Origin of the sequence: Falsiroseomonas bella (assembly GCF_003173615.1) — a bacterium.
In the GTDB taxonomy this organism is placed as follows: Bacteria; Pseudomonadota; Alphaproteobacteria; order Acetobacterales; family Acetobacteraceae; genus Falsiroseomonas; species Falsiroseomonas bella.
On sequence record NZ_QGNA01000001.1, the window covers coordinates 1,350,517 to 1,375,792 of the forward strand.

Consider the following 25,276-nt stretch of genomic DNA (forward strand, 5'->3'; position numbering starts at 1 on the left):
CCGTCCGATCCTCAGTACACGCGGGCCTTCGGGGGGAAGACCTGCACCTCGTTCGTCAGGGTGCGCATCTTCACCCCGCGGTAGTCGAGGCGGACATTGCCCTCCCCGTCGCACCAGGCGAGCGTGTGCTTCATCCAGTTCTCGTCGTCGCGCTCGGGGAAGTCCTCCTGCGCATGGGCGCCGCGGCTCTCCTTGCGGGCGTCGGCGCTGACGATCGTCGTCATCGCGTTGCCCAGCAGGTTGTCCAGCTCCAACGCCTCCATCAGGTCGCTGTTCCAGATCAGGCCGCGGTCGCCGACCTTCAGGTCACCCATCCCGCCCCAGATCTTCCGCATCTTCTCCACGCCTTCCTTCAGGCTGGCGCTGTCGCGGAACACCGCGGCGTGGGTCTGCATCGCGCGCTGCATCTGCACGCGCAGCTCGGCCGTCGGCGTGCCGCCCTTGGCGTGGCGGATGCGGTCGAAGCGGTCGAGGTCGCGCTCCCCGGCATTGGCCGGCAGCGGCGCCTGGCTCGCACCCGGCTTGATCGTCTCGGAGGCGCGATGCGCGGCGGCGCGGCCGAACACCACGAGGTCGAGCAGCGAATTGGTGCCGAGCCGGTTCGCGCCGTGCACAGAGACGCAGGCCGCCTCGCCCACCGCCATCAGGCCGGGCACCACCGCGTCCTCGTTGTCCTTGGTGGGGCGCAGGACTTCCGTGTGGATGTTCGTCGGGATCCCGCCCATGTTGTAGTGCACGGTCGGCAGGATCGGGATCGGCTCCTTCGTCACGTCCACGCCGGCGAAGATCTTTGCCGTCTCGGAGATGCCGGGCAGCCGCTCATGCAGCAGCTCGGCGCCGAGATGCTCGAGGTGCAGCAGGATGTGGTCCTTGTGCGGGCCGACGCCGCGCCCTTCGCGGATCTCCACGGACATGGCGCGGGAGACGACGTCGCGCGAGGCGAGATCCTTCGCGGTCGGCGCGTAGCGCTCCATGAAGCGCTCGCCCTCGGAATTCGTGAGATACCCGCCCTCGCCGCGCGCGCCCTCGGTGATCAGGCAGCCGGCGCCGTAGATGCCGGTGGGGTGGAACTGCACGAATTCCTGGTCCTGCAGCGGCAGGCCGGCGCGCAGCACCATCGCGTTGCCGTCGCCGGTGCAGGTATGCGCGGAGGTGCAGGAGAGGTACGCGCGGCCATAGCCGCCGGTCGCCATCACCACGGTCTGCGCGCGGAAGCGGTGGATGGAGCCATCCTCCAGGCACCACGCCGTCACGCCGCGGCAGACGCCCTCGTCGTCCATGATGAGGTCGAGGGCGAAATACTCCACGAAGAACTCGCAGCCATGCTTCAGCGACTGCTGGTAGAGCGTGTGCAGGATCGCGTGGCCGGTGCGGTCGGCGGCGGCGCAGGCGCGCATCGCGGGCGTCTTGCCGTAATGCTGCATGTGGCCGCCGAAGGGCCGCTGGTAGATGCGCCCGTCCTCGGTGCGGCTGAAGGGCACGCCGTAGTGCTCCAGCTCGATCACCGCCGGGATCGCCTCGCGGCACATGTATTCGATGGCGTCCTGGTCGCCGAGCCAGTCCGACCCCTTCACGGTGTCGTACATGTGCCAGCGCCAGTCATCCTCGCCCATGTTGCCGAGCGCGGCGCCGACGCCGCCCTGGGCCGCCACGGTGTGGCTCCGCGTGGGGAAGACCTTGGTGATGCAGGCGGTCTTGAGGCCCGCGGCGCCCATGCCGAAGGTGGCGCGAAGCCCCGCGCCGCCGGCGCCCACGACCACGACGTCGTAGGTGTGGTCCACGATCCGATAGGCGCCCCGGGAGGGCTTGGAGATGGCGTTCATCGTGCCGTCCGTTGGTCTGGCCGCCGCCGGAATGGGCGTCGACCGGTCATCCGAAAACCTTGTGCGTCCTGCTCAGACCGCAATCCGCAGGACCGCGAGCGCCGCGGCGATGCCGAGCAGCCAGCAGATCCCCTTCACCGCCAGGACCAGCCCGATCTTCAGCCATTCCTGGTTCGTGTAGTCCTCGATGATCACCTGCAGGCCGGACGCCGTGTGGTGGAAGGTGAGCCCGATCAGCGCCAGCAGCAGCACGACGTTGAAGGGCTGCCCGATCCACAGCAGCACCTCGGCATGGGTCATCCCGGCCGAGGTCGCGAGCGAGAGGATGAACCAGATGGTGAGCGGCAGCAGCGCGATCGAGGTGACGCGCTGCATCCACCAGTGATGCGCGCCGGACTTGGCCGAGCCCATGCCGCGGACGCGGCCGAGCGGGCTGCGGAGGGTGGCCTGGCGCGGCGGCTGACCGGAAGTGGTGTGCGACATGCTCAGGCCCTCACCAGGAGATCAGCAGCATCAGCCAGGTGAGCGCCGTCAGCACCGCCGTGCCGATCAGCACCGCGCGGCCGGTCTTGTAGACCGTGGGGATGTCGTATCCCCAGCCGGCGTCCCAGGCGAGGTGGCGGATGCCCGCCAGGGTGTGGAACCACGCCGCGGCGGTGACGCCCATCAGGAACAGGATGCCGAGGAAGGACCCGAGGAACCACTGCACTGCATCGAAGGCGGAGGGACCGGCCGCGGCGGCCACCAGCCACCAGACCATCACCACCGCGCCCGCGGTCCAGATCACGCCGGTGATGCGGTGGGAGATCGAGAGCGCGCTGGTCATCTGCAGCATGTCGTACACCTGCAGGTGCGGCGATAACGGCCTGCGCACGAGCGTGCCGTCCGACCGGCGACCGATCATGGTCGCCTCGCGGGAATCCTGCATGGTGGACATACGCATACGCTCCCCATGACGCGCCGTTAATGCAGTCACGGCGCGCACCTTCCTCTCGGTTACCTTTATGGTGCAGTGCGCCAGAGCGTCAACGCGCCCCCGGCCAGGTACTGCACGGCCGGGGGCGCATGCCTGCTGTCCTGGGAAAGTATACCACGCCGGGCCGGGGTGCGGTCAGGCCCGCGACCGCGCCAGGCCGCGCCATTGCAGCAGGGCGAAACCCCCCACCGCCGCCGCCTGCGCCAGCACGAAGGCGGTGCCGAGGGCCGTCGGCGCCACCCAGCCCGAGGCCAGCAGCAGCAGGCTGTCGGCGGTCCAGACGGCGTTCAGGCCGATCACGCTCCAGACCGCCCAGGCCGGCAGGCTCGGGCGGCCGGTCATCCAGGCGAGCACGGCGGCGTAGGGCAGGCAGACCAGCCCCGCCCCGCGGAGCAGCCCCTCCGGCAGGCCGAGCGGATCGGCGAGCAGCGGCGCGCCGAGCAGCATGAGCAGCGCCAGCACGCCGCTCGCCGCGGCGTCCAGCCGCAGGGCGAAGCGCAGGAGAGGGGCAGGGGTGAGGGCGCGGGGGCGCCCGGCGATCGTGGCGTCCATGTCGAGAAGAATCCTCCGGCGCGGGCGGCGGCCGGGATGGCCGCCTTCTGGCCCGCGGCGCCAGGATCGCCACCGCGGGGTCGCGGAGCGATGACCCCGGAGGTAATCGAAAGTCTGCGCCGTTCCCGGCATGATCCGGCCATGGCGACGATGACGCGCGAGGTGGGCGGGCTGATCCGGGAATGGCGCCGGCGCCGACGTCTCAGCCAGCTCGACCTGGCGAGCGAGGCAGAGATCTCCCAGCGGCATCTCAGCTTCCTGGAATCCGGCCGGTCGCGGCCGAGCCGGGACATGCTGCTGCACCTGGCCGAGCAGCTCGAGGTGCCGCTTCGCGAGCGCAACCTCCTGCTGGTCGCTGCCGGCTTCGCGCCGCATTACCCGCAGCGCGACTACCAGGACCCGGCGATGGCGGCCGCGCGGGCGATGGTCGGACGCGTGCTGGCGGCGCATGAGCCCTTCCCGGCGCTCGCGGTGGACCGCCACTGGACGATGCTGGACGCCAACCGGGCCGTCGCGCCCCTGCTGGCCGGCGTCGCGCCCTGGCTGCTGCGCCCGCCGGTGAACGTGCTGCGGCTCGCGCTCCATCCCGAAGGCGTCGCGCCGCGCGTCGTCAATGCCGGCGAGTGGCGCGCGCACATCCTCGAACGCCTGCGCCGCCAGGCGGAGCAGACGGCCGACACGGTCCTGGTCGCGCTGCTGGCCGAGCTTCGCGCCCTGCCCGGCGCCGCGCCGCCGCGCCTGGACCATGCGGCAAGCGCCGTCGCCGTGCCGCTGCGGCTGCGGAGCGATGCCGGCGAGCTGTCCTTCATCAGCACGACCACCGTGTTCGGCACACCGGTTGACGTGACGCTCTCCGAACTGGCGATCGAGACCTTCCTGCCTGCCGATGCGGCGACTTCGGAGGTGTTGCGGCGTGCCGCTACTCCAGCAGCTTGAGCCGCAGCAGTTCCTCGGCCACCTGCACCGCGTTCAGCGCTGCGCCCTTGCGCAGCGAATCGGTCACGCACCAGAAGGCGAGACCATGCGGCACGGTCAGGTCGCGGCGCAGGCGGCTGACATAGACCGCATCCTCCCCGGCGACTTCCGAGGGCGTGGCGTAGCCGGCCTCCTCCCGCCGATCGAGCAGGATCACGCCCGGTGCCTCCCGCAGGGCAGCCCAGGCCTGCTTCTCCTCGACCGGGCGCTCGAAGGCGACGGTCACGCTCGCGGCGTCGCCGATGAAGACCGGCACGCGCACGCTGGTCGCGACGGCGGCGAGGTCGGGGTCGATCAGCTTGCGCAGCTCGGCGGCGATGCCGCGTTCCTCCGCGGTGAAGCCGTCATCGCCGATGTCGCCGACCTGCGGGATCAGGTTGAAGGCGATGGATTTCGGGAACTGCTCGGCCGGCGGCGCCTCGTTCACGTAGATGCCGCGGGTCTGCGCCCAGAGCTCGTCCATCGCCTCCTTCCCGGCGCCGGCGACCGCGTGGAAGCCGGTGATCACCGCGCGGCGCGCCTTGCCGATCGCATGCAGCGGCTTCAGCGCGACGGCGACGGCGGCAGCGAGCGGCGCGGGGCAGGCCACGATGCGCCGCTTGCGGGCGCGAGTCAGCGTCGCGGCATTCGCCTCCGGCACCACCAGCGGCACGTCGGGCTCCAGCCGGAAGCGCGCGGAGAGGTCAATCACCATCGCGCCCGCGGCCGCCGCGCGTTGTGCCTCGGCGGCGCTGGCGGCCTCCCCGGCGGCGAAGAAGGCCAGGTCGGTGTCGCGGAAATCGTGGCCCTCCAGGCCGCGCACGCGCAGCACGCGCTCCTCGCCGAAGGAGACTTCCTGCCCGCCGCCGCGCCCCGGGACGAGGGCAGCGACCTCCGCGGCGGGAAACTCGCGCTCCGCCAGGGTGCGCAGGATTTCCCGCCCGACCTGGCCGGTGGCGCCGACCACCGCGACCTTGATGCCCATCTGTCCTGTCCGTTGCCGTCACGGGGCAGGTAGTCGCGTCCCGCCCTCCGGACAACCGGCTGCGGCCTCACATGCTGCGCACGGCGCGCAGGAAGCCGGCGGACTTGTCGCGCAGCGCCGCGGCCTGGCCGGCCAGGGCGCCGCTGTCCTCGCGCATCGCCTCGGCCGACTGGCCGGTGCTCTCCGCCGCGCCGCGCACGCCGGCTATGCGCCCGGCGACCAGCTGCGTCGCCTCCGCCACCTGGGCGGCGCTGCGCGCGATCTCCTGCGTGGCCGCGCCCTGTTCCTCCACCGCCGCGGCGATCTGCGTGGCGATGTCGCTGGTGCGCTCCACCGTCGCGCCGATGCCGCGGATCGCGGCGACCGCCTGGCCGGTCGCGGCCTGCATCTCCGCGATCTGGCGGCCGATCTCCTCGGTTGCCCTGGCGGTCTGGCTGGCGAGCTGCTTCACCTCGCTCGCCACCACCGCGAAGCCCTTTCCGGCCTCGCCGGCGCGCGCCGCCTCGATGGTGGCGTTCAGGGCCAGCAGGTTGGTCTGGCCGGCGATGTCGCCGATCAGCTTCACCACGTCTCCGATCCGGGCCGCCGCCTCCGACAGGCCCTGCACCGTGGCATCGGTCGCGCGCGCCTCGGCCACGGCGCGGCTGGCGACCTCCGCCGCCTCGCCCACCCGGCGCGCGATCTCGGTCACGCTCGCCGCCATCTCCTCCGCCGCGGCGGCGACCGATTGCACGTCGCCATGCGCGCGGCTTCCCGCCTCCGCGACGGCGGAGGCTTCCGACCCCGCGGTTGCCGCCGTGGCGGAGAGGCCGCGGGCCGAGGCCTGCAGCCGCTCGGCCGAGCTCGCCACCGCCTCCACCACGGCGCCGATGTCGCGCTCGAAGGTGTCGGCCAGCCGCGCGCGCTGCGTGATCACGTCCCAGGTCAGCATGGCGCTGACGAACTCGCCCGCCGCGTCGCGGATCGCGGAGACCCGCAGCGCCAGCACCTCCTCGCCCATGCGGATCGTCGCCGTGTGCGGCAGGCGGGACGGGTCGCCGACGATGGAGCGCGGATGCGCCGGGTTGCGATGGAACATGTCGAAGCTGCGGCCCAGCATCTCCTCGGGCCGGCAGGGGAGGCCCGGCAACTTCCCCAGCAGCGCGTGGGAGGCCGGGTTCATGTAGCCGATGCGGAACTCGTCCTTCGGGTCCACGCTCATCACCGCGGTCGGCATCTGCTCGATCATCTGGCTCTGCGCGAAGGCATGGCGGACCGTGCCGCGCAGCGTCTCGAGCGCCTGCGCGATCGCGCCGATCTCGTCGCGGCGCGCGCGGTCCGTCACGGCGGTGTCGGTCCGGCCCTCGGCGATGGCGCCCATCGCGGCGGCCAGGCGGCGCAGCGGCGCGCCGACCCAGCGCCCCACCAGCACCGCGGACAGCAGCAGCAGTCCCGCCACCGCAAGCCCCGCCAGCAGCGTCGCCTCCCGCATCTGCTCCGCGGCGAGCGTGACGCTGGCCTGCCGCGCGGACGAGACCTGCCAGGCGGTCTCGGCCAGAGGCTCCAGGCTCTGCAGCAGGGCGGTGCGGGCGGGCTCCACCCGTTCCGCGCGGATCTTCGTCACGGCCTCGCCGGCGTTCAGGACCCCTTCCGCCGCCTCCGCCAGCGCCACGGCGCGCTGCGACAGCCGCGCGAACTCCTCCCGCAGGCGCTCAGGCCCCTCCTGGATTGCGGCAAGGCCGCGGCCATGCACGCGCACCTGCGCGATGCCGCGCCTGACGCGGCGGATCTGCGCCTCCTCGCCCGTGGCGAGCAGGCGCTGCACGCCGAGGCTGACATCGTTGACGGCGCCGTGCACGGTCATGATGCGCTGCCGCACATCCTCCAGCGCCTCGGGCGGGATGTCGAAGGCGATGCTGCCGTTCACCACCTCGAAGGCCGAATCGTATTCGGCCGCCTGGCCGAACAGCCTTTCGTCGCGCGTTGCGATCAGCCTTGCGCGTTCATCCGCCAGCGCCGTGATCGCCGCGCGGTAGGCTTCGCCCCGCTCGCGCAGCGGCGCCGCCTGGTCCGTCATGGCCGCGTCGCCGAAGTTGCGCACCGCGGTCTCGACATCCGAGAGCCCCTGGCCGAGCTGGCGCAGCAGGCGTTCCCGCGCGGGGGCCTGCCCCGCCGCGTCGGCGGTCAGCAGCAGCTCGAGCTCGCGTTCGGCGAGGCCGCGCAGCAGGTCGGCGCCCTGCTCGATGCGGTCGAGGACGCGGCTGGTGCGCGCCTGGTCATGCTGCGCGCGCAGCACCTGCCCGCTCTGGCTCCAGACCAGCGCCACGAGGCCGATGAGCAGGGAGATCGCCAGCGCCGCCGAAAGGCCCAGCTTCCGGGCGACGGAAAGGTTGAGCAGGAATGACATGCGGGGCCTTTCCCGTGGACGAAAGATGCGTCGCCACGTGGTAGCCCCGGCCCGCTTGACGGTCGGTGAATGCGAAGCCCGGCGCTGCACCGGGCAGGGGCGGCGAAGGCCGGAGCCTCCGCCGCCGCCGGGATCAGGCCGCGACCAGGTTGTCGGGCACCTGCTGCCCGACCTCGCGCAGGTAGCGCGCGGCGCCGGGGTGGAAGGGCAGGAAGGTGTTCTTCGACCAGTTCTCGGCCAGCGTCTCGGACGCCGCGGCGATCGCCGCCTTCAGCCGCGCATTCTGGCCCAGCACCGACTTGGTGATCTCATAGACCAGGTCATCGGGCAGGCTCTTGTGGGCGATGGCGAAGTTGTACATGCCCACGATGCGCAGCGGCCGCTCCTGCTTGCGATACGTGCCGACCGGCAGCGAGCCCGCCGCCATCTCCGGGAACTTCGCCGTGAGCTTCCGCACCTCCTCCTCGGTGAAGTCGAGGAAGTTCACGTCGGCCTGCACCTCCAGCTCGCTGAAGGCCGGAACCGGCACGCCGGAGGCGAAGACGAAGGCATCCAGCAGCCGGTCCTGCAGCTGCCCCGCCATGTCCGAGGCCGAGCCGAAGCGGATCGCGGAGGGCCGCGCGCCGAGCTCGTTCAGGATCAGCGGATAGTAGGTGCCCGGCGTGCCGCCGCGCGGCCCGACGCCGACATTCTTGCCGGCGAGCTGGGCATGGCCCGTGATGCCGGAGCTCTTCAGCGCAATCCCGTGGAACGGGGTGTCATACATCGGGAAGAGCGCGCGGATGTCACGGAAGCGGTTGCCCTGCGTCCAGTCGCCCTGGCCGTTCCATGCCTGCAGCGCGACGCCCATGGTCACCATGCCCAGCTCGACTTCCTTGCGCTGGACCAGGATGATGTTCTGGTTCGGGCCCTGTGTGGTGCGGTAGGAGATCTGCACGCCCGTGGCTTCCTGCGCCAGCTGGCCCCAGGCCGGGCCATACAGCGCATAGGTGCCGCCCGGGGCGGCGGTGCCCATGTTCAGCGCCCGCGGCCAGGCGGGGTTTTTCGGCTGCGCTGCGGCCGGCCGCAGGCCGATCAGCGCAGGTGCCGCGGCGCCGAGCGCGCCGATGATGATTCGACGATGCATATGTTGCCTCCCTTGGCGTTTGCTCGAACCGTTTTGCGTTACCCAATGCGTGCCGCATCCGCAACCCGCGCAGCCGGGGGCTTGCGCGGACTCGGCCGCCTGCCACATCGCTTTCCTGCGATGTTGCACATCATCAAGCTCTGCGTCGGCGTGAAGGAGGTGGCGGAGCTCGCCCAGTGGCAGGCGCAGCGCGCCCGGCTCGATCCGCCGCTGCGCCACCAGACGCGGATGATGCCGAAGCGCGTGGCGGAGATCCTGGATGGCGGCTCGCTCTACTGGGTGATCGGCGGCTTCACGCGGGTGCGCCAGCGCATCCTGGATGTGCGCGAGGAGACCTGGGACGACGGCACCGCCTGCTGCGGCCTGGTGCTGCACAAGGATCTTGTCCCGGTGGAGCTACGCCCGCAGAAGCCTTTCCAGGGGTGGCGCTATCTTGATCCCGCCGCGGCGCCGCCGGACCTGCCGCGCGGGACGGTGCCGGCCTCCGGTCTCGAGAAGCTGCCGCCGGCGCTGCGGCGCGAACTCCAGGCCCTCTGCCTGATCTGACCGCGAGGCGGTAGGGTCGTCCCCCGAACCGAGGAGGGACCATCCATGCCGTCACCCCAGCACGCCGCCCTGTTCGACCTCACCGGGCGCGTCGCCCTCGTCACCGGGGGCTCGCGCGGGCTCGGGGCGGCGATGGCGGTCGGCTTCGCCCGGGCCGGGGCCGAGGTGATCCTGAACGGCCGCGACCAGGCCGCGCTCGACCGCCAGGCGGAGGCGATGCGCGCCGAGGGGTTGCGGGTCCGCACCGCCGTCTTCGACGTCTGCGACCGCGCGGCGATGGATGCGGTGGTGCCCGGCCTCGGGCCGATCGACATCCTGATGCACAATGCCGGCCACCAGCATCGCGGCCCGGTCGAGACGCTGACCGACGAGGGCTGGTACGGCGTGCTGGACACCCACCTGACCGCACTGTTCCGCCTCTCCCGCCTGCTGGTGCCGGGGATGAAGGAGCGGCGGCGGGGCAAGATCCTGGCCATCGGCAGCCTCGCCAGCGATCTCGGGCGCGGGACCATCACGCCCTATGCGGCGGCGAAGGGCGGGCTCAAGATGTTCATCCGGGCGCTGGCGGTGGAGCTCGGGCCCTACAACGTGCAGTGCAATGCGATCGGGCCGGGCTGGTTCGACACCGAGATCAACAAGCCGCTGCTCGACAATCCGGAATGGCTCGCCACCGTGAAGCGCCGCTGCCCTGCCGGCCGCTACGCGCAGCCGGAGGAGATCGCGGGCACCGCGGTGTTCCTGGCCTCCCCGGCGAGCGACTTCGTCTCCGGCCAGCTGATCTTCGTGGATGGCGGCGTCACGGCCAACATGATGTAGGGGTTGCGGAGCCGGCGCCGGGGACGAGCACCAAGCGCGCGAAGCGCGCCGCGCGGCTCGCAACAGCGGAGCCGGCACGCCATGTCTGAGGCGCGAAGCCAAGCGCCCGGAGGGCGCGCCGGCGCCTGAGGACACAAAATGACTCTCGATTTCACCGAGAACGAGCTCCGTCGCTACTCGCGCCATATCCTGCTGGCGGAGGTCGGCGCCATCGGGCAGGCGAAGCTGCGCGAGGCGCGCGTGCTGGTCGTCGGTGCCGGCGGGCTCGGCTCGCCGCTCGCGCTGTATCTGGCGGCGGCGGGGGTCGGCACGCTCGGGCTGGTGGACCACGACACGCTGGAACTGTCGAACCTGCAGCGGCAGGTTGCCCACGTCACCGCGCGCATCGGGCGCAACAAGGCCGAGAGCGCGGCCGAGACGCTCGCCGCGCTCAACCCCGAGGTGCGCGTGGAGATCCACGCCCGCCGCATGGACGCGGAGGCGGCGCGCGAACTCATCCCGCACTATGACATCGTGTGCGACGGCACCGACAATTTCGGCACGCGCTTCCTGCTGGGCGATGCCTGCCACCTGCTGGGCAAGCCGCTGGTCTCGGCCGCCGTGCTGCGCTTCGAGGGGCAGCTTTCCGTCTTCCAGGGCCATCGCGGCGCGCCCCATCCCTGCCATCGCTGCCTGCACCCGGAGCCGCCGCCGGAGGGCCTGGTGCCCACCTGCTCCGAGGCCGGCGTGCTCGGCGCCGTCACCGGCGTGATGGGCACGCTGCAGGCGACGGAGGTGCTGAAGCTGATCCTCGGCATCGGCGAGACGCTGACCGGGCGCCTGCTGCTGTGGGATGCGCTGGATGCGCGCTTCCGCACCGTGAAGCTCTCGCGCGATCCGGCCTGCGCACTGTGCGGGGAGGCGGCGACGATCCGCGACCTCTCGGCGCATGAGCATGCGCCGGCGCCGGCCTGCGTGGCGTGAGCAAACTCCCCCCGCTTGGCATCCTGCTGATCTCGGGCGGGCATGAGCGCGCGCATTACGCGCTGGTGCTGGCCACCGGCGCCGCGGCGGTCGGACGCGAGGTCGTGATCTTCGCCACCAATGCCGGCTGCCGCTTGTTCGACGCCGCCCGCCCGCTCGAATCCGATCCGCGCGAGAAACTGCTGGCGGAACGCGGCGTCGCCGGCATCGCCACGCTGCTGGACGCGGCGCAGGAACTCGGCATCGGCTGCATCGCCTGCGAGGCCGGGCTGCGCGCCGAGGGCATGGCCCCCGAGTCGCTCCTCCCGGGCGTGGAGCTTGCCGGCGTGGTCACCTTTCTCGGCGCCGTCGGGGCCGGTCAGATCGTGACCTTGTGAGCGCGGCTTGACGCGGCGCAGCAAACTGTCGGAGGGAACGGCGATGCGCCTCTTCCTTCCGCTGCTGGCGGCGCTGCTGGCGCTGCCCCTCGGTTCGGCCTGGCCGCAGATCGTGGCGCCCGGCAGCCTGCCGCCGCCGCGCCCGCTGAACGGTTCGCCGCCGGCGAGCCCGCCGCCCAGCCCCGCGCCCGCGCCGCGGCCGCCTGTCGCCGCGCCCGCGCCGCAGCCCGCCCCGGCGGCGCGCCCCGCCCCGCCGCGTCCGAGCAGCCCGGCGCCCGCCCCGCGCAGCCAGGCCCAGCCCGCCCCGCGCACCCCGAGCCAGCCGGCGCAGCGAACCCAGCGGCCACCCGCGCAGCCGCCGACCGTCGGCGCCTCGACCCCGCCGCAGAATCGGCGGCCCGGCAGCGCGGCCGGGGCGGCCGCCGGCGCCGCGGCGGGCGCCGCAGCAGCCGGCGCCGCCAGCGCCGCAAGCCGCACCCCCGAGCCGCCCGCGGCCGCCACCCCTGCGCCGCCGCCCCCGCCCAGCGTCGGGCCGGTCAGCGGTTTCCCCTTGCCGCGCTTCGCCTCGCTGCGCTCCGACCAGGTGAACATGCGGGTGGGCCCGAACACGACCTTCCCGATCGACTGGACCTTCCAGCGCCGCGACCTGCCGGTGATGATCATCGGCGAGTTCCAGGTCTGGCGCCGCATCCGCGACGTGGACGGCGCCGAGGGCTGGGTCCACCAATCCACCCTGCAGGGCCGCCGCACCGTGCTGGTGCGCCCCGCCGGCGCGCAGGAGATCTCGTTGCGCAGCGAACCCTCGCCGGATGCGGCGGCCGTGGCGCGGCTGCGCTCCGGCGTGATCGCGCGTGTCCGGGAGTGCGAGGCGGAAAGCGCCTGGTGCGAGGTGCAGGTCGCCCGCCATCACGGCTATCTCCGCCGCGCCGATGTCTGGGGCCTGCTGCCCGAGGAAGAGGTGAAGTAGCGCGCGATTGAGCGCGCCGCCTCTCCGCCCTAACCTCGGGCGCCATGGACGACACGCCCCCGCCCGCCACCCATGACCTCGGCGGCGCGCCGCGATTCCGCTGCACGCCGGTGGACCCCGACGACGAGGCGCCGCCCGACGCCTTCGGCAAGCGCGTGGACGCCATCCGCCAGATCCTCGCCCGCAAGGGCCTGCTGACGGTTGACGAGATGCGCCGCGGCATCGAGGCGCTGCCCGAGGCCGAGTACCACGCCCTCGGCTATTACGAGCGCTGGCTGCGCTCGATCAGCGGGATCATGGCGGAGAAGGGCGTGATCGGCGCGGAGGATCTTCGGCCATGACCTTCCAGCCCGGCCAGCCCGTGCGCGTGAAGCGCGATTTTCCTGAGTTGCGCGGCCCCTGCCACATCCGCACGCCGCATTACCTGCGCGGCCTGGACGGCACGATCGAACGGCCGCTCGGCAGCTTCGCCAATCCCGAGGACCTGGCCTTCGCCCGCCCCGCGGCGAAGGTGCCGCTCTATCACGTGCGCTTCGACCAGCCCTCGCTGTTCAACGAGGGTGCGAAGGGCGACACGCTGCTGGTCGAGATTTTCGAGCATTGGCTGGAGGCCCGATAACGATGGCCGCGCCACCCACCGGCGATAGCATCGCCCTGCTCGAACGCTTCGTCGCGGCGCTGGCCGCGCGCGGCATCGTCAGCGAGGAGGAGATCGCGACGCAGATCGAGCGCACCGACCGGGCGAGCCCCGAGATCGGCGCGCGCATGGTCGCCCGCGCCTGGACCGACCCCGCCTATCGCGCCCTGCTGCTGCGCGACGGCACCGCGGCGGCGGAGCAGATGGGCGTTTCCATGGCCGGCGCGCCGCCGCTCGGCGTGCTGGAGGATTCGGCCACGCTGCATCACCTGGTCGTCTGCACCCTGTGTTCCTGCTACCCGCGCATGGTGCTGGGCTATCCGCCGCACTGGTACAAATCGGCCGCCTATCGCGCGCGCGCCGTGCGCGATCCGCGCGGCGTGCTGGCCGAATGGGGCACCGTGCTGCCGGACGGCGTCGGGGTGCGCGTGGTGGACTCCACGGCCGATTATCGCTGGATGGTGCTGCCGCAGCGCCCCGCCGGCACCGAGGGCTGGGACGAGACGCGGCTCGCCTCCATCGTCACGCGCGACCATCTCGTCGGCGTCGCGCTGCCCAGCGCGGCCTGAGATGGCCGGCATCAAGGGCATCGTCGTCTGCCCGCAGCCGCGGGCGGCGGATGTGGGCGCGGATGTGCTGCGCCGCGGCGGCACCGCCTTCGATGCCGCGCTCGCCACCGCCTTTTGCCAGATGCTGCAGGATCCCTTCATGTGCGGCATCGGCGGCATGGGCACGCTGCAGTACCGCGAGGCACGATCCGGCCGCCAGGGCATGATCGACTTCCACGCCCGCGCCGGCGCGACGGTGACGCCCGACATGTGGGCCGCCGACAGCAAGGGCCGCTCCGCCATCTCCGGCTATGCGCTGTTCGAGGATCACCGCGCGGAGCTCGGCTACACCGCGATCATGACGCCCGGCACCGTCGCGGGCCTCGCCCGTTTCCACGAAACCTTGTGCACGTGGGACTGGGCCAACCTGCTCGCGCCCGCGATCCGCATGGCGAAGGAGGGCATCACCGTCACGCCCTTCTTCGCCGACTTTCTCGTGCGTCCGCCGCAGCCGGGCCTGCCGACGGGGATGCAGCGCGTGACGAAGACGCCCGCCTGCGCGGCGCTCTACCTGAAGGACGGCGGCTTCCACGCGGTGGGCGACGTGATCCGCCATCCGCAGATGGCCGAGACGCTGGAACGCCTTGCGGCGAAGGGCGCCGCCGATTTCTACACCGGCGAGATCGCCGGGCGCATCGCCGACGACTTCGCCCGCAACGGCGCCTTCGTCACGGCCGACGACCTCGCCGCCTACAGGCCCGTGGAATCACCGCCGGTGATCGGCAGCTATCGCGGCTACGGGATCGCTTCCAACCCGCCGCCCGGCTCGGGCGCGGTGCTGATCGCGATGCTCAACATCCTCGAGCAGTTCGACTTCGCCGGCGTGCACCCCGGGAGCGTCCGGCACCTCGATCTCGTCGCGCGCGCCATGGCCGCAGCGCATGAGGATCGCGAGCAATGGCTCGGCGACCCCGCCTTCGTGGAGGTGCCGGTGGAGACCATGATCTCCAAGGCGCGCGCCGCGGAATGGGCCCGAAAGATCCGCGACGGCTGGCTGCCGGGCGGGAAGATCGGCGCGCCGCCCTCCTGCACCACGCATCTCTCCGTCTGGGATGCGGCGGGCAATTGCGTCTCCCTCACGCACACCCTCGGCACCGGCGCGGGCGTGGTCACCGAAGGTCTCGGCTTCAACTGGAACAACGCCATGAAGCTGTTCGACATGCGGCCCGGCCGCGCGAACAGCATGGCGCCGGGCAAGGCGCGCACCACCGGCATGGTGCCGACCATCGTCTCGAAGGAGGGCGAGCCCTGGATGGTGGTGGGCGCACCGGGTGGCAGCGTCATCATCTCCTCCGTGCTCACCACCATCGTGAACGCGATCGATTTCGGCATGAGCGCCGTCGAGGCGGTCTCCTTCCCGCGCATCCACTGCGAGGGCGGCCCGGTCTTCTGCGAGGCGCGCGTGCAGGGCGACGTGGTGGAGGGCCTGCGCGCGCTGGGCCATGAGGTGCGGCATTCGCCCATCTCCTACGACCCCACGATGAGCCGCGCCCATGCCGTGCTGCTGCGCGACGGCCGGCCGACCGGTGCCGCCGATCCGCGCGGCGGCGGCGGCGTCGCCATCGCCTGGTAGGGGCGCGTCACGTCGCGGGCAACGCCGCAACCTTCGCGGTCCCTGACGGTTCCGATTCCTGTTCGCCGGCGCCGCGCATCGCGACGCGGGCGCAGGAAGGAGAATCGTGCGGATGGGCGCAGGCGGCAAGGAAGCCTGGCTCGGCGCGGCGGCGGGCGCGCTGGGCGTGCTGGCGGTGGCCGGCGCGGCCGGGCTGCTCGTGGTCTATAGCGGCGCCTACAACGTGGCGGCGACGGAGGAGCATGCCTCCTTCACCCGCTGGGCCTTCGACACCACCATGCAGAACTCGGTGGAGCGCCGCGCCTCGGACCTGCCGGCGCCGGCGCCGACGGCGGAGATGGTCGCGGCCGGCGCCTCGGAATACCGCGAATACTGCCAGCATTGCCATGCCGGCCCGGGCGTCGAGCGCGCGGAATGGGCCAGCGGCATGCGCCCGCGGCCGCCGCACCTGACGGAGGCGGCCGCGAACTGGTCGCCGCAGGAGGTGTTCTGGCTCGTCCGGCACGGCGTGAAGATGTCCGGCATGCCGGCCTTCGGGCCGACGCATGACGATGCGACGCTTTGGAACATCGTCGCCTTCGTGAAGGAGCTGCCGGCGATGACGCCGGAGCGCTACGCCGAGCTCGGCGCGGGCGAAGAGGCCCATTGAGCATGTCGTACTGGCGCTTCGCCGCGATGATCGCGACCTCCACCGTCGTGATGTACGGGCTGATGTATCTGAACACCTATGCCTGGGAGCATGTGTTCTGGAGCGAGACGCGCGCTTGGATGGCGCTGCTGATGGGCGCGACCATGGCGGTGATCATGCTCGGCTTTATGCTGGGGATGTATCGCCGTCGCGCCTTGAACCTCGGCATCTTCGGCGGCGCGATTGCCGTCTTCGCGCTGTCGCTGTGGCTGGTGCGCAGCCAGGCGACGGTGAACGACCAGGACTACATGCGGGCGATGATCCCGCACCATTCGATCGCCATCCTGACCAGCGCGCGCGCGCAGATCTCCGACCCGCGCGTGCGCAAGCTGGCCGACGAGATCATCGAGGCGCAGGAGCGCGAGATCGCGGAGATGAAGTTCCTCGTCCGCGACCTGGCGGCGCGCGACTGATGCGCGCGCACGCAGGCTTCGGGGCGGTGGCGGCGCTGGGCGTGCTGCTCGGCGGCTGCGACGGCAGCGACGCGCCCGACGATGTGGTGCGGCCGGAGCGCGCGCCGCGGATCGCGACCGTGGTGCCGGTGGACCAGGCGCTGGAGAATGCGCATGTCCCGACGCTCGACCCCGGGACGATGAACGACGCGGAGATCCGCCTGGCGCTCGGCGCCGGCCCGCTCTGCATGGTCCAGTACACCACGGTGGGCGGGCCGGTGCTGGCCGTGTCGCAGGATCCCGGCGCGGCGGGTGCCGGGCTCGTGAAGTTCAACGGCCATCTGGTGCGCCTCGAGCCAGCCGCCGCGGAGCCGGGCTGGAGCCGGCTGCAGGCCGGCCCCGTGCGCCTTTCCGTCGCGCCGCCGCTGCCGGAAGGCGTGGCCCCGCTGCAGGACGCCGAGCTCGTCTTCGAGGTCGGCGAGGAGCTCCGCGTCGGCTATCGCGGCTTCCTGGACTGCGCGGGGGCACCGCCCACGCACCTGTCCCGCCGCTGAGGCCGCGCGCTACGCGGCCGCGAGGCGCGGCGTTCCGCGTGCGCGCAGCAGCAGCGTGGTGACGATCACCACATTCACCGCGTTCCACGCCACGCCGTTGAGGAAGGCGGCGAAGTAGCTGCCGGTCATGTCGAAGATCAGGCCGGAGAGCCAGCCGCCGAAGGCCATGCCGATCAGCGTGGCGAACAGCACGATGCCGACGCGCGTGCCCACCTCGGAGGCGGGGAAATGCTCGCGCACCACCACGGCATAGGAGGGCACGATGCCGCCCTGCATCAGCCCGAACAGCGCCGAGAGCACATAGAGCGATGCCAGCCCGTCGAAGAACAGGAACAGCGACAGCGACAGCCCCTGCGCCACCGATCCCAGCAGCAGCGTGCGCAGCCCGCCGATCCGGTCCGCGATGAAGCCGGACGCGATGCGGGAGACGATGCCGCAGGCCAGCATCAGGGAGAGCATCTCCGCCCCGCGCGCCACGCCGTAGCCGAGGTCGCCGCAATAGGCGACGATATGCACCTGGGGCATCGCCATCGCGACGCAGCAGGCGACACCGGCCGCGCAGAGCACCACGGTCAGCCCGTTGCGCGACAGGCCGATCGGCCGGTCGCCGCCGCCAGCCGGAAGCGGCGCGCCGCCACGCTGGCCCGGCGCGCGGGCGCGCAGCAGCAACGCCAGCGGCAGCATCGTCACCAGGCAGAAGATCCCGACCATGATGTGCGCGCTGCGCCAGCCATGCGCCGCGATCAGCGCCGTCAGCACCGGCGGCCAGACCGCGCCGGCGAGGTAGTTGCCCGACGCCGCGAGCGCCACCGCGATCCCGCGCCGCCGGCGGAACCACAGCGAGGCATCCGCCATGAGCGGCCCGAAGCAGGCCGCGGCGCCGAGCATGCCGATCAGCACGCCCTGCGCCAGCGCATAGATCGTGAGGCTCGGCGCGAGCCCCGCCGAGACATAGCCGACGCAGAGCATCACGGCGGAGAGCAGCAGCGGGCGCATCACCCCGTATCGGTCGGCGAAGCGGCCCATGATGATGCCGCCCGCGCCGAAGCCCAGCATGGTCAGCGTATAGGGCAGGGAGGCGCCGGCCCGCGTCGCGCCGAATTCCGCCTGCACATGCGGCAGCGCGACCACGACGGACCACATGCCGACGCCACCCAGCGTCGCCAGTGCGACCGTCGCCGCAAGCCGCAGCCAGGCCGCGCGGGAATCGACAAGCTCCTCGCTCATGCCTCTGGCCCGAAGGTGACGAAGGCCGAGAGCGGCTCGCGCGCGGTCAGCAGGCGGTTGGCCGGCTCGTCGGGGTCGGGCCGGCCGAGCGACATGCCGCAGACCAGGATGCGGTCCTCCGGCAGGCCGAGCTCACGCCGCACGATCCAGTGGTAGTCGCAGAAGGCCGCCTGCGCGCAGGTCTCGAGGCCGTGGCCGCGCGCGGCGAGCATCACGTTCTGGATGAACATGCCGCAGTCGAGCCAGGAGCCGAGCTCCATGTCGCGGTCCATGGAGAAGAACAGCCCGACCGGCGCGCCGAAGAAGTCGTAGTTGCGCGCGTGCTGCGCCTTCGTCGCCGCATGGTCGCCCCTGCCGATGCCGAGGAGCCCGTAGAGCCCCCAGCCCGTGGCGCGCCGGCGCGCCAGATAGGGCTCGCGCCATTGCCGCGGATAGTAGTGGTATTCCCGCGCCGCGGGCTCGCCCGCCGCGTGCGCGGCGCGCAGCGCGTCGGAAAGCCGCGCCTTCTCCGCACCTGTCGTGACCCGCACATGCCAGGGCTGGATGTTGGAGCCGGAGGGCGCGCGCGAGGCGGCGGCCAGGATCGCCTCCACCGTTGCGCGCGGCACGGGATCGGGCAGGAAGCCGCGGATGCTGCGGCGCCCCGTCATCGCCTCGATCACGTCCATCGCCGCGCCTGGTCCTTCCCGGTGGGACGCATCCTGGCCCGCCGCGGCGTGCCGCGCCAGATCAGGGGATGCGATCGGCCACGGCCTGCGCGACCTCACGCGTGCCGACGCCGCCGAACTCGGCGCTGCGCAGCCCCGCCGCGAAGGCGCCGTCCACCGCCGCCTCCAGCTCGCCGGCCGCATCCGTCCAGGCCTGGCCGGCGCCGCGGCTGCCGAGCCAGTCCAGCATCAGCGCGGCGGAGAGGATCATCGCGGTGGGGTTGGCGATGCCCTTGCCGGCGATGTCGGGGCCGGTGCCGTGGCTCGGCTGGAACACGGCGTGGGTGTCGCCGATATCGGCGCTCGGCGCATAGCCCATGCCGCCGATCAGCCCCGCGCCGAGGTCGGAGAGGATGTCGCCGAACATGTTCTCGGTCGGGAGCACATCGAAATCCCAGGGCCGCCGCACGAGATCCAGCGCCATCGCGTCCACATAGTGTTCGCCCGACGGAACATGCGGGAATTCCTGCGCAACGTCGCGAAAAACCTTCCGCATGAAGGCCATGGAGGTGAAGACATTGGCCTTGTCCACCAGCGTCACCGTCTGCGGCCGGCCGAGCTTCGCCGCGCGGCGCTCCGCGAGGCGGAAGGCGAAGCGGGAAAGGCGCTCGGTGGTGGCGCGCGTGATCACCATGGTGTCGCGCGCCTCGCGGTCCTCGATCACCTCGCCGCGGCCGCGTGCGGCGAAGAGGCCTTCGGTGCTCTCGCGCAGGATGACCATGTCGATCTCCTTCGCGCGCGGATGCGCCAGCGCGAGCGGCACGCCGGGGATGGCACGGATCGGCCGCACGCCCGCGTAGAGGCCCAGGCGGAAGCGCAGGTCGAGTTGCGGCGCGATCTCGGTCCCGTCGGGATAGCGGATGCCCGGCCAGCCCATCGCGCCGAGCAGGATCGCATCCGCCGCTTCCGCACGCCGGAATGTCTCCTCGCTCATCGCCGTGCCGTCCTGCCGGTAGGCGAAGGCGCCGGCGCGCAGCGTCTCGGTGGAGAGGCCGAGGCCGTGGCGGCGCGCCAGTTTCTGCAGCACGCCCATCGCGGCATCCATCACCTCCACGCCGATGCCGTCGCCCGGCATGAGCGCGAGGTTGATGGCGTTGGACCCGAGGGCCATGCGGGACGCTCCGTGCGGCGAGGATGGGCGATGGCGGCATAGAGGCACGCGGGTGGACCGCGGACAAGCGTCAACCTATGCCCGCCCTGCGTGCAAAGATGGGCAAAAACGTCCGACTGGTGGTTGAGAAACACCTGGTTCATACATCGCGGCATGGGACGCGCCGCAAAGCCCCTGCTGCTCGCCTCCACCGCCCTGCTGGCGGTCGCGCCGGCCCGCGCCCAGGCGCCCGATGCGCGGCCGCAGGGCGGCGCGGTCGTCGCCGGCCAGGCCAGCATCACCCAGACGCCGGGGCGCACGCAGGTGAACCAGTCGAGCAACCGCGCCGTGATCGAATGGCGCGGCTTCGACATCGGCGCCCAGCACCAGGTGGATATCCGCCAGCCCAATGCCGGCTCGTGGTCCCTGCAGCGCGTCACCGGCCCCGACCCTTCCGCGATCGCCGGGCGCCTCACCTCCAACGGCGGCGTCGCGCTGGTAAATCCGAACGGCATCGTGTTCCACCAGGGCGCGCAGGTGGATGTGGCGGGACTGATCGCGACCGCGTCGGATACGACGAACAACAACTTCATGGCCGGCCGCATGGCCTTCGACCGCGCGCCCCGCCCCGGCGCCCGTGTCGAGAACCGCGGCACCATCACCGTGCGGGAGCAGGGGCTGGCCGCGCTGGTCGGCCCCGTCGCCGCCAATTCCGGCACGATCCGTGCACGCCTTGGCCGCGTCGCCGTCGCGGGCGCCGAAGCCTTCACGCTCGACCTCGCCGGCGACGGGTTGCTGTCCTTCGACGTGACGCGCGAGGTCGGCGCCGGACCCTCCGGCGCCGCCGCGCTCGCCACCAACAGTGGCGTGATCGAGGCCGAGGGCGGCCATGTGCTGCTCACCGCGCAGGCGGCCTCTGGCGTGCTGGAAACGCTGGTGAGTGCCGGCGGCAGCATCACCGCCGGCACCATCACCGCGCATGCGCCGGGCGGCGGCGTGCTGGTGCCCGGCGGCGCGGTGCTCGACGCCTCCGGCGCGCAGGGCGGGCGCGTGACGGTCGGCGCGGGCGCGGCCAGCCGCATCGGCGCGCCGACGCAGCTCTCCGCCCGCACCAATGTCGCGCGCGACGCGACGCTGCGCGCCGATGGTCGTTCCGGCCGTGGCGGGGAGGTGATCGTCCACGCCGCGCAGCGCACCGAGATGCGCGGCCGCGCCGGCGCGCGCGGCACGCCGGGCGGCGGCATCGAGGTGTCGTCCCGCGGCGCGCTGGCGCTGGATGCGTCGCTGGATGCGGGGCGCGACGGCACGGTGCTGCTCGATCCGGAGACGCTGCGCATCGTCGCCACGCTCTCCGGCGCCACCGAACCGGCCGAGGTCACGGCCGACACCGTCAATACCACGCCCGGCCACCTGGTGCTGCAGGCCGAGCGCAGCATCCGCGTGGAGGCCACGGTCAACCGCGATGCCGGCCCGCTGACGTTGGAGACCACCAACGCGACCGCCGCGCCCGGCGACGGCATCGCCGTCGACGCGCCGCTGACGGTGCTGGGCGACCTGCGCCTGCTCTCCGCCGGCGACATCACGCAGACCGCGCCGCTCGATGCGACCACCCTCGCGGCGCGCAGCCTGGGCGGCGCGGTGCGGCTGGAGCACGCCGGCAACCGCATCCTGGCGCTGGATGGCGGCGGCGCCGCGACGCGCTTCGATGTCGCGAGCGCGCTCTCCTTCTCCGTGGATGCGCCTGTCGCCGCGGCGGCGATGCGGCTTTCCACGCCCGGGACGCTCTCGCTTTTCGCGCCGCTCTCGGCCGCCGGCACGCTGGAGATCGCGGCGCTTGGCGGTGTCACGCAGCAGGCATCCGGCGCCGGCATCGCCGCCGGCACGCTGCTGCTGGAGGCGCCCTTCGGTCCCATCGCGCTGCAGGGCGCGGGCAATGCGATCGGTGCCCTCGGCGATGTCACGGCGCCCTTCGGCCTGGCGCTGCGCAACGGCGGCGCACTGCAGATCGCGGGCGTGCTGAACGGTCTCGGCGCGGCGGTGACGCTCGGCCTCGATGCCGGCGACCTGACGCAGGGCCCGGCGTCTCGCCTGCTTGCCGACAGCCTGCGTGCCGAGGCGCTGGGCGGCTCGGTGCTGCTCGACGGCGCGGCGAACGACATCGCGCGCCTCTCCGGCGCCGCGCGCGACGCCTTCGTGCTCGATGCCGGGCGCGCGCTGCTGCTGGAAGGGCCGGTCACCGCCGCGCGGATCGCGCTCGCCGCCTGGGGCGAGCTGGCGCAGGTGACCGATGCGCTGCTCGTCACGCCCGATCTGTCCGTGCGTGCCACCGGCGGTCGCGTCGCGCTGAACGACCCGCTGAACGAGATCGGCGCGCTGCGGCAGGGTTTCGCCGATGGCCCGTTCAGCCTCGCCAACTCGGGCACGCTGCGCCTGCTCGGCCGCCTCGCCGCGCCCGCCGTCACGCTCACCGCCGGCGGCGGCCTGTTGCAGGAGCCGGGCAGCATCATCGAGACCGCGCTGCTGCGCGCCACCGCGCTGACCGGCTCGGCACGCCTCACGGAGCCGAATGCCGTCGCCGCGCTCGGCGCCTCCGCCGCCGCCCAGGATTTTTCGCTCGTCAGCACGCGCCCGCTGGAGGTTCTGGGCCGTCTCGATGCCGGCGGCGCGCTGCTGCTGGAGGCCGCCTCGCTGCGCCTCGCGACACCACTCGCGGGCGGTGACGTCACGCTGCGCGCGCTCAACGGCGGCATCGCGCAGGACAGCTTCACGCTGCTCGCCGCCACGCTGCGGGCCGAGGCGACGGAGGGCGTGGATCTTTCAGGCGCGGGCAATGCCATCGCCACGCTGTCGGGCCGCGCGGGATCCGCGTTCCGCTTCCGCACGCAGGGCGTCCTCGTGGTGGACGACCTCGTCGCGCCCGATGTGACGCTGCGCGCCGGCGGCACCATCACGCAGGGCAGCGCCGGCATCGGCATCGCCGCCGACAGCCTCGCGCTCGATGCCGGCGGCGCGGTGAGCCTCGCCGCGGCGACGAACGCGATCCGCGAGCTCGGCGCCGTCAGCGCGCCCGGCGGCTTCGTGCTGCGCAGCACGACCGATCTGCGCCTGGCCGGTCCCGTCGCGACGGCGGGCGCCGAGATCACGACGGGCGGCGACCTCACTCAGCTGCCCTTCGCGGGCCTCGCGGCGGATTCCCTGCGCCTCGACGTCGCCGGCGCGGCTACGCTGGACAGCGCCGGCAACGCCGTGCCGCGGCTGCTCGGCGCGACGATCGGCGGCGATCTCGCGCTCTCCACCGCCGGGCCGCTGGCGCTCGATGGCGTGGTGCAGGCGGGCGGCGGCGTGACGCTCATCGCCGCGGGCACGCTGAGCCAGGCCTCCGGCTTCGTCGCCGCGCCGATGCTCACCGCGCGCTCCGTCTTCGGTGCCGTGACCCTCGATGGCGCGAACCGTCTCGGCGCCGCGGGCGGCAGCGCGGCCGGCACCTGGCATCTGCGCGATGCAGGCACCGGCACCCTCGGCATCGCCGGGCTGATCGTCGCGCCGGAGGTAACGCTCGCGCTCGGCGGCGGGCTGCAGGAAGGCGGCGGGTCGCTGCGCGCGGATGTGCTCGGCCTCGACATCGCCGGCGCCGTGGTGCTGGAGGGCGCGGGCCATCGCGTCGGCGCGCTGTCCGGCCGAGCCGAGGCGCTGCGGCTCGCCGCGGGCGGGCCGCTTGACGTGACGGGGCCGCTCGAGATCGGCAGCGCGCTCGCGCTCTCCGCCGACCGGATCGGCTTGGCCGCGCCCGTCTCCGCCGGCGGCGCGGCGCTGCTGGTCGGGCTTTCGGGCGACGTGGCGCAGGCCGCGTCGGGCGCGCCGCTCCGCCTCGGCGGCGCGCTGGAGGTGCATGCCGCCGGCGCAGTCGCGCTCGCCGGCGCCGGCAACGCGGTGCCGCGGCTTCTGGCGGGGAATGCCGGGGCCGATTTCGCGCTGGCCAGCGGCGGTGCGCTCACCGTCGCGGGCGGCGTCTCGGGGGAGAGCATCACGCTGCACTCGCTCGGCGCCATGCGGCTGGATGGCGCGACGCTGCAGGCCGGGCGCGCCGTGCTGCTCGCCGCGCCGGCGGGGATCGAGGCCGGCGCGCCCAGCATGCTGGAAGCGCGCGATGCCGCGCTTCTGCCGGTGCTGATGCTCGACACGCGCCGCGCCAACGGCCTCTCTGCCATCCCGTCCTTCGTGCAGCCGGACATTCCCGGCCTGCCGGCCGCGCAGCAGCCGACGCAGCTTGCCGATTTCGGCCCGGCGAGCAGCGCCGCAGCGGGTGGCGCGGCCTTCGTGATCCAGGCCGGCGCCGCGCCGGTCTTCCTGCTGCTGGACGGCGCCCCCTCGGTCGGCACGGTGGAGGCCGGGCGCCTCGGCGTGCTCGGCCAGGGCGGCTCGGCCTTCCTGGTCGGCGTGATCGGCGGCGTGGGCGGGGAGGAAGCGGCGGCGCTCGTCACCCTGTCGAGTGCCGGCGCGAGCTACCGCTTCAACAACTGCCCGATGGGGGTGGCGAATTGCGGCCAGACGCCGCCGCCCGGCCCCGGGCCCGATCCGGGACCGGACCCGGGCCCCGACCCCGGGCCGGAGCCGCCGCCGCCCGATCCCGGCCCGGGCATTCCGCCGCTGCCGCCCCTCGGCGTGGCGCCGCTGCTGGTCGTGCCGGTGCGCGTGGACCTGTGGGATCTGGAATGGTTCGGGGAGGCGGCGGTGCCGGTCGAAGGGCGCCCCGCCGCGCCGCCGGGCTGGGCGCCCTGGCCCGTCGCGTGGCCGCTGCAGCCGCTCGCCGAGCTCGAATAGGCCGGATCGCCGAACCTACCGCGCGCCAACGCGTTCAAACCGGTGCGAGAACCAAGGGGGTGACCATGCCGGCAGACAGGAAACGCGACACCAGGCAGGACGAGGCCGTCCGCGAGACATTTCCCGCCAGCGACCCGCCGGCCAGCATGGCCAGCGGCGCTGCCCGCGCCGTGCCGCCCGGCGAGATGCTCGACCGGCCCGGACCCGGCGTGCCGGGCGCGGTCGCGTTGCACCGGCGCTTCCCGGACGGCGACGCCGCCAAGCTCGCGCTGGAATCCCTGGTGCGCCAGGGCCCGGTGGATCGCGCGGCGGCGGAGATCCAGCACGCTGATGGCGGTGCCGAATTGCGCCTCGCCGTGCCTGCGGAGGATGCGGAGCGCATCCGGGCGCTGTTGACGAAAGCGTGAGCAGCGCCCGCGACTGTGTCCGGGCAGCCGCATGATGGATCAAAACAGGAACAGATCGTAACGCGGGCCTTGATTTCAGGGGGTTGTCAGGCCTAGCCTCG

The 25,276-nt window shown here is 73.0% G+C and carries 25 protein-coding genes; 15 read left to right on the forward strand and 10 right to left on the reverse strand.

What is annotated here, in order from left to right; genetic code table 11:
• Positions 1-11 precede the first annotated feature (11 nt).
• The 4 genes from sdhA to DFH01_RS06345 form a co-directional block, all read right to left on the reverse strand.
• Positions 12-1,823 carry a succinate dehydrogenase flavoprotein subunit gene (gene sdhA, locus DFH01_RS06330; RefSeq protein WP_109869481.1) on the reverse strand — a complete coding sequence of 604 codons (1,812 nt, stop codon included), beginning with the start codon at positions 1,821-1,823 and terminating at the stop codon, positions 12-14.
• A gap of 72 nt (positions 1,824-1,895) precedes the next feature.
• Complete coding sequence (gene sdhD / locus DFH01_RS06335; protein WP_109869482.1) at positions 1,896-2,306, reverse strand: succinate dehydrogenase, hydrophobic membrane anchor protein; 411 nt, start codon at positions 2,304-2,306, stop codon at positions 1,896-1,898.
• Between the two features lie 10 nt (positions 2,307-2,316).
• A complete protein-coding gene (gene sdhC, locus DFH01_RS06340; protein WP_109869483.1) occupies positions 2,317-2,760 on the reverse strand; it encodes a succinate dehydrogenase, cytochrome b556 subunit in 444 nt (147 codons plus the stop codon).
• Positions 2,761-2,934: 174 nt separating this feature from the next.
• Entirely contained in the window at positions 2,935-3,351 is a 417-nt protein-coding gene (locus DFH01_RS06345; RefSeq protein ID WP_109869484.1) for a hypothetical protein, read from the reverse strand.
• A 141-nt stretch (positions 3,352-3,492) separates the two neighbouring features.
• On the opposite strand from DFH01_RS06345, the gene DFH01_RS06350 reads away from it, so the two are divergent.
• A complete protein-coding gene (locus DFH01_RS06350) occupies positions 3,493-4,287 on the forward strand; it encodes a helix-turn-helix domain-containing protein (RefSeq protein WP_109869485.1) in 795 nt (264 codons plus the stop codon).
• On the opposite strand, the gene DFH01_RS06355 is transcribed toward DFH01_RS06350, so the two are convergent.
• The 3 genes from DFH01_RS06355 to DFH01_RS06365 all read right to left on the reverse strand — a co-directional run bounded on the left by DFH01_RS06355 (position 4,271) and on the right by DFH01_RS06365 (position 8,802).
• Positions 4,271-5,290, reverse strand: a complete 1,020-nt coding sequence (locus DFH01_RS06355; RefSeq protein ID WP_109869486.1) for an aspartate-semialdehyde dehydrogenase — start codon at positions 5,288-5,290, stop codon at positions 4,271-4,273. The two genes, DFH01_RS06350 and DFH01_RS06355, sit on opposite strands and share 17 nt — an antisense overlap.
• Before the next feature lie 67 nt (positions 5,291-5,357).
• Positions 5,358-7,676 (reverse strand): HAMP domain-containing methyl-accepting chemotaxis protein, encoded by a 2,319-nt coding sequence (locus DFH01_RS06360; RefSeq protein ID WP_109869487.1) that lies wholly within the window; start codon positions 7,674-7,676, stop codon positions 5,358-5,360.
• 133 nt (positions 7,677-7,809) lie between these two features.
• Positions 7,810-8,802, reverse strand: a complete 993-nt coding sequence (locus tag DFH01_RS06365; protein ID WP_109869488.1) for a TAXI family TRAP transporter solute-binding subunit — start codon at positions 8,800-8,802, stop codon at positions 7,810-7,812.
• 120 nt (positions 8,803-8,922) lie between these two features.
• Here DFH01_RS06365 and DFH01_RS06370 point away from each other — a divergent pair, with 120 nt between their 5' ends.
• From DFH01_RS06370 to DFH01_RS06425, 12 genes are all read left to right on the forward strand, one after another.
• Positions 8,923-9,348 (forward strand): DUF1489 family protein, encoded by a 426-nt coding sequence (locus DFH01_RS06370; RefSeq protein WP_109869489.1) that lies wholly within the window; start codon positions 8,923-8,925, stop codon positions 9,346-9,348.
• A 45-nt stretch (positions 9,349-9,393) separates the two neighbouring features.
• Positions 9,394-10,164, forward strand: a complete 771-nt coding sequence (locus tag DFH01_RS06375) for an SDR family oxidoreductase (protein ID WP_109869490.1) — start codon at positions 9,394-9,396, stop codon at positions 10,162-10,164.
• Between the two features lie 138 nt (positions 10,165-10,302).
• The gene (locus tag DFH01_RS06380) at positions 10,303-11,127 is read left to right on the forward strand and encodes a HesA/MoeB/ThiF family protein (protein ID WP_109869491.1); all 825 of its coding nucleotides are present in this window, start codon (positions 10,303-10,305) and stop codon (positions 11,125-11,127) included.
• Positions 11,124-11,504 carry a DsrE/DsrF/DrsH-like family protein gene (locus tag DFH01_RS06385; protein WP_109869492.1) on the forward strand — a complete coding sequence of 127 codons (381 nt, stop codon included), beginning with the start codon at positions 11,124-11,126 and terminating at the stop codon, positions 11,502-11,504. Before DFH01_RS06380 ends, DFH01_RS06385 begins: the two co-directional genes overlap by 4 nt.
• Before the next feature lie 43 nt (positions 11,505-11,547).
• Complete coding sequence (locus DFH01_RS28425; protein WP_199231140.1) at positions 11,548-12,471, forward strand: SH3 domain-containing protein; 924 nt, start codon at positions 11,548-11,550, stop codon at positions 12,469-12,471.
• Between the two features lie 44 nt (positions 12,472-12,515).
• A complete protein-coding gene (locus DFH01_RS29100; protein ID WP_109869493.1) occupies positions 12,516-12,812 on the forward strand; it encodes an SH3-like domain-containing protein in 297 nt (98 codons plus the stop codon).
• Positions 12,809-13,090: an SH3-like domain-containing protein gene (locus tag DFH01_RS29105; RefSeq protein ID WP_109869494.1), complete on the forward strand. Its 282-nt coding sequence runs from the start codon at positions 12,809-12,811 to the stop codon at positions 13,088-13,090. Before DFH01_RS29100 ends, DFH01_RS29105 begins: the two co-directional genes overlap by 4 nt.
• Before the next feature lie 2 nt (positions 13,091-13,092).
• Positions 13,093-13,677: a nitrile hydratase subunit alpha gene (locus DFH01_RS06405; protein ID WP_109869495.1), complete on the forward strand. Its 585-nt coding sequence runs from the start codon at positions 13,093-13,095 to the stop codon at positions 13,675-13,677.
• A gap of 1 nt (position 13,678) precedes the next feature.
• Positions 13,679-15,289 carry a gamma-glutamyltransferase gene (gene ggt / locus DFH01_RS06410; protein WP_109869496.1) on the forward strand — a complete coding sequence of 537 codons (1,611 nt, stop codon included), beginning with the start codon at positions 13,679-13,681 and terminating at the stop codon, positions 15,287-15,289.
• Positions 15,290-15,401: 112 nt separating this feature from the next.
• Complete coding sequence (locus DFH01_RS06415; RefSeq protein WP_109869497.1) at positions 15,402-15,938, forward strand: c-type cytochrome; 537 nt, start codon at positions 15,402-15,404, stop codon at positions 15,936-15,938.
• A 2-nt stretch (positions 15,939-15,940) separates the two neighbouring features.
• On the forward strand, positions 15,941-16,390 hold the full coding sequence (locus DFH01_RS06420) for a DUF305 domain-containing protein (protein ID WP_199231141.1): 450 nt from the start codon (positions 15,941-15,943) through the stop codon (positions 16,388-16,390).
• Positions 16,390-16,923, forward strand: coding sequence for a DUF6692 family protein (locus tag DFH01_RS06425; RefSeq protein ID WP_109869499.1), 534 nt, complete (start codon positions 16,390-16,392; stop codon positions 16,921-16,923). Before DFH01_RS06420 ends, DFH01_RS06425 begins: the two co-directional genes overlap by 1 nt.
• Positions 16,924-16,932: 9 nt before the next feature.
• Here the strand turns inward: DFH01_RS06425 and DFH01_RS06430 are convergent, their stop codons facing one another.
• The 3 genes from DFH01_RS06430 to DFH01_RS06440 form a co-directional block, all read right to left on the reverse strand.
• The gene (locus DFH01_RS06430; protein WP_109869500.1) at positions 16,933-18,150 is read right to left on the reverse strand and encodes an MFS transporter; all 1,218 of its coding nucleotides are present in this window, start codon (positions 18,148-18,150) and stop codon (positions 16,933-16,935) included.
• Complete coding sequence (locus DFH01_RS06435; protein ID WP_109869501.1) at positions 18,147-18,818, reverse strand: nitroreductase; 672 nt, start codon at positions 18,816-18,818, stop codon at positions 18,147-18,149. Before DFH01_RS06435 ends, DFH01_RS06430 begins: the two co-directional genes overlap by 4 nt.
• A gap of 61 nt (positions 18,819-18,879) precedes the next feature.
• Entirely contained in the window at positions 18,880-19,968 is a 1,089-nt protein-coding gene (locus DFH01_RS06440; RefSeq protein WP_109869502.1) for an isocitrate/isopropylmalate dehydrogenase family protein, read from the reverse strand.
• A gap of 153 nt (positions 19,969-20,121) precedes the next feature.
• On the opposite strand from DFH01_RS06440, the gene DFH01_RS06445 reads away from it, so the two are divergent.
• Both DFH01_RS06445 and DFH01_RS06450 read left to right on the forward strand, forming a co-directional pair.
• The gene (locus tag DFH01_RS06445; protein ID WP_109869503.1) at positions 20,122-24,768 is read left to right on the forward strand and encodes a two-partner secretion domain-containing protein; all 4,647 of its coding nucleotides are present in this window, start codon (positions 20,122-20,124) and stop codon (positions 24,766-24,768) included.
• A 65-nt stretch (positions 24,769-24,833) separates the two neighbouring features.
• On the forward strand, positions 24,834-25,175 hold the full coding sequence (locus DFH01_RS06450; protein ID WP_158287632.1) for a hypothetical protein: 342 nt from the start codon (positions 24,834-24,836) through the stop codon (positions 25,173-25,175).
• The last annotated feature ends 101 nt before the right edge of the window (positions 25,176-25,276 follow it).